The 7,592-nt window shown below is 42.8% G+C and carries 7 protein-coding genes; 5 read left to right on the forward strand and 2 right to left on the reverse strand.

The genetic code is table 11. The features are described 5' to 3' along the window. The first annotated feature begins 87 nt into the window (after positions 1 to 87). The 5 genes from SD31_RS17375 to SD31_RS17390 all read left to right on the forward strand — a co-directional run bounded on the left by SD31_RS17375 (position 88) and on the right by SD31_RS17390 (position 5,877). The gene (locus tag SD31_RS17375) at positions 88 to 1,632 is read left to right on the forward strand and encodes a SusC/RagA family TonB-linked outer membrane protein (RefSeq protein WP_231561375.1); all 1,545 of its coding nucleotides are present in this window, start codon (positions 88 to 90) and stop codon (positions 1,630 to 1,632) included. Between the two features lie 23 nt (positions 1,633 to 1,655). After that, complete coding sequence (locus tag SD31_RS17380) at positions 1,656 to 2,675, forward strand: hypothetical protein (RefSeq protein WP_197053630.1); 1,020 nt, start codon at positions 1,656 to 1,658, stop codon at positions 2,673 to 2,675. Between the two features lie 160 nt (positions 2,676 to 2,835). Then, positions 2,836 to 4,884, forward strand: coding sequence for a RagB/SusD family nutrient uptake outer membrane protein (locus tag SD31_RS08720; RefSeq protein WP_039053840.1), 2,049 nt, complete (start codon positions 2,836 to 2,838; stop codon positions 4,882 to 4,884). A 56-nt stretch (positions 4,885 to 4,940) separates the two neighbouring features. Further along, positions 4,941 to 5,300, forward strand: a complete 360-nt coding sequence (locus tag SD31_RS21260; protein ID WP_410528250.1) for a DUF4973 domain-containing protein — start codon at positions 4,941 to 4,943, stop codon at positions 5,298 to 5,300. Next, positions 5,269 to 5,877, forward strand: a complete 609-nt coding sequence (locus SD31_RS17390) for a BT_3044 domain-containing protein (RefSeq protein WP_262506603.1) — start codon at positions 5,269 to 5,271, stop codon at positions 5,875 to 5,877. The genes SD31_RS21260 and SD31_RS17390 overlap by 32 nt, the downstream gene beginning before the upstream one ends. 58 nt (positions 5,878 to 5,935) lie before the next feature. Here SD31_RS17390 and SD31_RS08730 read toward each other — a convergent pair whose 3' ends face one another. Together SD31_RS08730 and SD31_RS08735 are read right to left on the reverse strand one after the other, a co-directional pair. Further along, positions 5,936 to 6,277, reverse strand: coding sequence for a DUF3467 domain-containing protein (locus SD31_RS08730; RefSeq protein ID WP_039053838.1), 342 nt, complete (start codon positions 6,275 to 6,277; stop codon positions 5,936 to 5,938). A gap of 20 nt (positions 6,278 to 6,297) precedes the next feature. Then, positions 6,298 to 7,413, reverse strand: a complete 1,116-nt coding sequence (locus SD31_RS08735; RefSeq protein WP_039053839.1) for a M42 family metallopeptidase — start codon at positions 7,411 to 7,413, stop codon at positions 6,298 to 6,300. Between the last annotated feature and the right edge of the window lie 179 nt (positions 7,414 to 7,592).

The following is a 7,592-nucleotide window of genomic DNA, read 5'->3' on the forward strand; positions in this document are numbered from 1 at the left end:
TCAAAAAACGCTGAACATAGTATTAGAAGAAGCTGAAGCTAGTGTGCTCGAAGAAGTAGTCGTAACAGGAACAGGAACACAAAGAAATTGGTAACTACAGGGGCCGTAAGCTCCGTAAATGTCAATGACCTTAAATCCAACCCTACTTCCAGTATTACCAACGCCCTAGCAGGAAATGTTCCGGGAGTGATGGCTATGCAGGTGTCCGGACAACCAGGAAAAAACATATCTGAATTCTGGATTCGAGGAATATCCACTTTCGGTGGAGGAACGAGTGCCTTAGTGTTGGTGGACAACATAGAACGTGATATCAACGATATCAATATTGAGGATATAGAATCGTTCACCGTACTGAAAGATGCAGCCATGACAGCCATATATGGATCCAAAGGCGCGAATGGTGTAATCCTAATCACTACCAAACATGGAAAAGAAGGACGTGTAAACATCAATGTCAAAGACGAAACTATCTATAATACGCGTACGATAACACCGGAATTTGAAGATGGTTTTACCTATGCCAACCTACTGAACGAGGCCCGTATTACTCGCAATTTTGAACCTATCTATCAACCGGAAGAGCTCGAAATCCTTCGCTTAGGATTAGATCCCGATCTCTATCCTAACGTAGATTGGAAAAAACTGCTATTGAAGGACGGTGCTATGACCTATAGGGTAAACCTCAACATGAGTGGCGGAGGAAGTACCGCCCGCTATTTCATTTCGGGCAGTTACGTAAACGAAGGAGGAATGTATCACACTGACGAAACTCTACGAAAGGATTACAACACCAACGCTAACTACTATCGCTACAACTTCAGGTTAAATACGGACGTCAACCTGTCGACCACTACCATTCTGAAAGTAGGAGTAGCTGGATCTTTGGGTAAAAGAAATAGCCCGGGCCTAGGAGATGTAGACTTTTGGGGAGTACTTTTTGGCTATTCCCCTATCCGGACCCCCGTAACTTACTCTAACGGTTACGTTCCAGCCGTTGGGACAGGTCATATGACCAACCCTTGGGTCATTGCGACCCAAACCGGTTTCAATGAAAACTGGACAAATAAAATCCAGTCCAACGTAACTATAGAACAAAATTTAAACTTCATCACCCATGGATTGAGAGTGAGAGGAATTATAGGATTCGATACTCAAAACAACAACAATATTCAGCGTCGCAAATGGCCAGAACAATGGCTGGCAGAAAGAACAAGAGATGAGAATGGAGAATTGGTTTTTCGTCTCATTGCCGGTCCGCGTGAACTTTTCCAATCCAGCTCTGCCGATGGCGAACGTCGTGAATTTTATGATATACGCTTCAACTACGATCAGTCATTCGGAAATCATAATGTAGGTGCCGTAGCCCTATTTACACGCGATGCATTGGTACGTACCGTAAACCTAGGAGACGACATCAAAAACGGTATTTCGCGACGAAATCAAGCGCTAGCAGGACGTCTTACATACAACTGGAAGATGCGCTACGTCGTAGATTTTAACTTTGGATATACCGGTTCTGAAAATTTCGCCAAAAATCACCAATACGGATTTTTCCCGGCGGCTTCCGCTGCATGGAATATATCTGAAGAGCCGTTTATCAAAGATAAGTTATCTAATGGCTTAACCTTTTAAAAGTCAGATACTCTTGGGGAAGAGTGGGCAACGATCAGCTAGCGGGTGGAACACGTTTCCCTTATCTCTACACTATAGGACAGACATCCAGCAACGTTTATCAATGGGCAGATTATGGTTTGGATCGTGCTTATTTAGGTATGCGGTTCACCCAAGTGGCTTCCCCGTATGTAACCTGGGAAGTCTCTGAAAAACAAAATCTGGGACTCGATATCGCTCTTTTCAGAGAAAAATTCATCTCTTATATAGACCTTTTTGATGAGAAAAGAACCGGTATTTATATGCGTCGGGAGTTCCTTCCCGAAATTGTAGGGTTAGAGAGCGTTCCTAGTGCCAACGTAGGAGCTGTAAGATCTCGAGGCTTCGATGGACGTTTTGAGTTTAGACAACGCCTAGGGGAGGTAAACATCACCGCAAGGGCCAATATGACATACAGCAAAAACGAAGTCTTGAAACGAGATCAAACTAACAATGTTTATAAATATCAAAATATGGAAGGCTATCGCGTGGATCAAAATGTAGGTCTCATAGCACTAGGGCTGTTCAAAGATTACGACGATATCCGAAATAGCCCAAAACAAAATTTCGGAACTTATCAGCCCGGAGATATCAAATATAAGGATGTCAACGGCGATGGCGTCATTGATGATGGCGACAACGTGGCTATAGGATCTACGCGAAGACCTAACCTCATCTACGGGCTAGGAACCTCCGTGAGTTACAAAAATTTTGACTTCAGCTTCCACTTCCAAGGAGCCGGTAAGTCCTCCTTCTTCACCTATGGGAAGACTGTATATGCCTTTAGTGAAGGTGAATGGGGACAAGTTCTTAAAGGTATCATGGGAGATAACAGATGGATTTCGGCCGATATTTCGGGAGATCCTTCTACCGAAGATCCAAACGCTTCCTACCCTCGTCTGAGCTACGGCCCTAATCCGAACAACTTCCGCAATTCCACATTCTGGCTCCGTAATGGACAATATTTGCGTCTGAAAACATTGGATATAGCTACAGCCTACCTAAGACGTTCGCAAACCGCATAAGAACCAGCAATATCAGACTGTTCTTTGTAGGAACAAACTTGCTGACATGGGCAAAATTCAAACTATGGGACCCAGAATTGGCTACCCCTAGAGGTGAAGACTACCCTCTGGACAAAATCATTCACTTTTGGTATCAACGTCAATCTATAATAAGATGATTATGAAAAGAAATAAACTAACCTATATATTGGTAAGTCTAGCCTTGTTAACTTCATGCAAAAAAGAATACTTGGAATCCGATCAGTATTTCAAAGACAGACTTACCATAGAAAAAGTCTTTAAAAGCAAAGAATATTCGGAACAGTGGCTAGCGCACATTTTCGAAGAATTCAAAGGTGAAAATGCCGATGTAGCAAGTAAAGGCTATACTCCACATTGTTTTGCCGACGATATGTTCTACGGCGACCGGGACAAAGATTATGATCCTTCAAAAAACGAGTTGTCTTACAACATGTTTAAGATGGGACTTTATACCGAGAATGATAAACAAGGGACTTGGGTTCAATGTTATCGAGGTATACGGAATGCCTCTACATTTATCCACAATATACATCTGAACACCGAAATGTCAGAACGGGAGATTAATGACTACCGCGGACAGGCCCGCTTCGCTAGAGCCTACCTCTACTGGCTATTGCTTCGCAAGTACGGCCCCATTCCTATTCTTCCGGACACCGAAGTTGATTACACACAAAGTTATGATGACTTGGCAATCCCTAGAAATACCTATGACGAATGTGTAGACTTTATCGCCAACGAAATGTTGCTTGCCGCTCAAGAAATGCAGGAGTTAGGCATGCAGCGAGGACAGGACGGATCAGCACGCCCTACGGTGGGGGCGGCGCTGTCAGTACGCGCCAAAGCCTTACTCTATGGCGCCAGTCCTTTGGCCAATGGCAATAACGCCGGCTTTGCTGCCCTGCTGACGGATAAGCAAGGTAATAGGCTTCTCTCCAGTCAATATAATGAAGAAAAATGGGCGCGTGCCGCAGCCGCAGCACGTGACGTTATAGAACTGGGAATATATAGACTTTATACCGTAGCTTTTCAGGCTACAGGAGAAGATGCTACCGTCGTCCCTCCCTATGACCCCAACTTTTCAGACAAAAACTGGCCGGAAGGATGGGCTAACATAGATCCGGAGAAATCATATGCCAGAGTCTTCGACGGCACACTTCCGGCATCAGGAAACCCTGAACTTATATTCACACGCGGTAACAACCAGCTTAGTGAAGGCGTGAATGCTATGGTTATCCACCAGCTACCTCGCTCTGCAACAGGATGGAACACTCATGGACTGACTCAAAAACTTGTAGATGCTTACTATATGAACGACGGCACCGACGTTCCCGGAAAAGATAAAGAGATAGGGCGTGGCAATGGCTCCGAACGTGTGAAAGGCTACGTCACCCAAGAGGATTATGAAGCCGGAAGATATAGACCTCTACTTCCCGGAGTATCCTTACAATATGCCAACAGAGAACCTCGTTTCTATGCTTCCGTAGCATTTAACGGCAGTATGTGGAAACTATTGAATGAGTCTCAGGAAAGAAATAGAAACCAACAGGTATTTTATTACCGCGATAACGACAAAGGTAACGGCTTCAACTCTTCGAATGCTTATTGGCTAAGAACAGGCATCGGCATGAAAAAATTCGTCCACCCCAACGATACATACGAAGGTGGCAATAATGCAAAGGTAGTACCTAAGGCAGAGCCTGCAATACGTTATGCTGACATCTTACTCATGTATGCCGAAGCACTAAACGAACTGAACGGATCCTACACTATCCCTTCCTGGCGAGGAACAAACTATACTATCTCTCGAGATATCGCGGAAATGCAACGCGGCATACGGCCAGTTCGTATTCGCGCTGGATTACCAGACTACAGTGCTTCCGCTTATAGCAATAAAGATGAACTTAGAAAGCTTATCAAGCGAGAAAGATTTATTGAACTCATGGGTGAAGGACAACGTTACTATGACCTCAGAAGATGGATGGATGCTCCCGAAGAAGAATCCCTACCCATCTACGGCTGCAATGTGCTGATGAACGAAAGTCAACGTGACCTCTTTCATCAACCAGTAGCCGTATGGGCCTTGAAAACCACCTTCTCAGACAAAATGTGGTTTTGGCCTATAAAACATTCCGAGTTGAAAAGAAACAAAAATTTAACCCAGAATCCTGGATGGACATATAACGACTAATCCAAAAGTGAAAAGTATGAAAAAAACAATATATTCTATGGCTTATCCTCCATGCCCTGCTCCTTTCTGCTTGTAATGATGAATGGAAAGAAGAACAGTATGAACGCTATATTTCCTTTAAGGCACCTCTCAACAATGAAGGGGTAAGTAATATTTTCGTACGATATAGAGGCAATGAGAAAACCACCTTCCAGCTACCACTCATTGTAAGTGGAAGCACCACCAACGATCAAAATATCTCCGTAAATATAGGTCTGGATATGGACACGCTCGAAACATTAAACTTCGAACGTTTTCAAAATCGAACAGACTTTTATTACAAGATTCTAGACAAAAACTTCTACTCCCTACCTTCCAAGGTTGATATAAAAAGTAGGAGAGAATATAGCCTTACTCAATATAGACTTTACACTTAAAGGTATCGATATGGTAGAAAAATGGGTGTTGCCTCTCACCATACAGGAAGGACCGGGCTATAACGCCCATCCGCGAAAACATTATAAAAAGGCTCTTCTACGTATCAATCCTTTTAATGATTTCTCCGGCACATATAGTGGTACAGCGCTCAAAATAGCCATGGATGGCTATGAAAATCAAACTCCTATAGTAAAAAGTGAAATACGCAGCTATGTAGTAGATGAAAACACCATCTTCTTCTATGCCGGAAATATTGACGAAGAAAGAAAAGATCGTGGACTATATAAAATCTATGCTAATTTTACCCCTACGGGATCCATCACATTCTATTCTGACAACCCGAACATCAACTTCAAAGTGAATAGAGATGCCAGTTATACAATAACCGAACAGATGGATGCCGTCCGTCCTTACCTCTTGCATAGGTATATAACTATCAACAATATAGACTACGAATTCGTAGATTATACCATGGTACCCAACGTGAATTTGTTATATAAAGTTTCGGGATCGTTAATCTTGGAAAGAAAACTGAATACCCAAATTCCGGATGAAGATCAGGCTATAGAATGGTAATGGTAGATGTTGTGTTTCATGAAAAAAACCTATCCGCAAGGATAGGTTTTTCTTTTTCTTAAGCCTCTCCTTTTGGATGTAGGTCCAAAGGATAAGGAAAATCTTTAGGCACCTGCTCGCCATTCGGGTTGTTTGCTGCCGCAGCCTTCAGTTGCGCCTCAAAGCGGTTGAGGTTGTCTTGAAGTGCCGCCAACAGACGCGCCGCATGCTCCGGAGTCAATATAATTCTGGATTTTACTTTAGCTTTAGGAATTCCCGGCATTACGCGAACGAAATCCAACACAAACTCTGTATTGGAGTGTGTAATAATTGCCAAATTAGAGTAAACTCCTTCTGCTACTTCCTCTGATAGTTCAATGCTCAATTCATTTGGCAAAGCCTCTTGCTTTTTCTCACTCATATCTTTCTATTCTAAAATTATTACTTCGTAAATGTTCTAAAATCTTGTCCGTCCTCTATTGTCAGTAATGTCTCGTATATCAAACGAATAACATTGTCCACATCTTCCTTATGCACCATCTCTACCGTAGTATGCATATAACGCAAAGGCAAAGAAATCAAGGCTGAAGGCACTCCTCCGTTGGAATAGGCAAAGGCATCCGTGTCCGTACCGGTATAACGCGAGGAGGCTTGACGTTGGAAAGGAATTTCATTTTTCTTAGCTACATCGATTAGCATCTTATTCAGGTTGATCTGAACAGCTGGAGCATACGACAGTACTGGTCCTTTCCCACAGGCCAGATCCCCTTGCGTAACCTTATTAATCATTGGCGTCTGGGTATCGTGCGTAACATCCGTGACGATAGCCACATTAGGTTTTATATAGTTAGCTATCATCTCCGCTCCTCTCAAACCTATCTCCTCCTGTACGGAATTCACAATATATAGTCCGAAAGGCAACTTTTTACTATTCTCTTTCAGCAGACGAGCCACCTCGGCAATCATAAATCCCCCGACACGATTGTCTAAGGCTCTTCCCACATAATAGCGGTCGTTAAGCACCATAAACTCATCTTCGTACGTCACGACAGACCCTACATGAATACCCAACTCCTCTACCTCTTCTTTTGAGGTACAGCCACAGTCCAAAAAGATATTTTTTAGCGATGGCGCCTCTTCCTTCTCACCAGAACGGGTGTGAATTGCAGGCCATCCAAATACTGCCTTGACAGGTCCCTTTTCGGTATGAATGTTGACACGTTTTGAAGGTGCTATCTGATGGTCCGAACCACCATTGCGGATGACATAGATAAGTCCGTCTTTGGTAATATAGTTTACAAACCATGAAATCTCATCGGCATGAGCTTCTATAACTACTTTATATTTAGCTTCAGGATTGATAATCCCTACAGCAGTCCCATAATTATCAATATAGGTATCATCGACATAGGGTTTCAGATAATCCAACCATAGGCGCTGCCCCTCCCACTCAAAACCTGTTGGCGACGGATTATTAATATATCTTTCTAAGAATTTTAATGACTCTTTCGTCACTACAGCCTGATGCTGTACCTCTTTGCTCTTCTTCTTTGTCATACTCTTTTGTTTCCGTACAAAATAAAAAATAATTATTCTATTCCAAAATTAATGATTTCGATTGTCCAATGATGAGAAATAAGATGCTAAAATAATTGTAAAACCGCGGCGTATCTCTTGCCTTGTGATCAATCCTTCTGTTATCTACAATTTCCTAAACAAACTTCCCCGCTAAAAAA

The sequence above is a fragment of the Sphingobacterium sp. T2 genome, from assembly GCF_000814685.1.
Classification (GTDB): domain Bacteria; phylum Bacteroidota; class Bacteroidia; order Sphingobacteriales; family Sphingobacteriaceae; genus Sphingobacterium; species Sphingobacterium thermophilum.

Coding starts and splice junctions, on each gene's coding strand:
- SD31_RS08720 (WP_039053840.1), top strand. CDS start 2,836: ATGAAAAGAAATAAACTAACCTATATATTGGTAAGTCTAGCCTTGTTA.
- SD31_RS08730 (WP_039053838.1), bottom strand. CDS start 6,277: ATGAGTGAGAAAAAGCAAGAGGCTTTGCCAAATGAATTGAGCATTGAA.
- SD31_RS08735 (WP_039053839.1), bottom strand. CDS start 7,413: ATGACAAAGAAGAAGAGCAAAGAGGTACAGCATCAGGCTGTAGTGACG.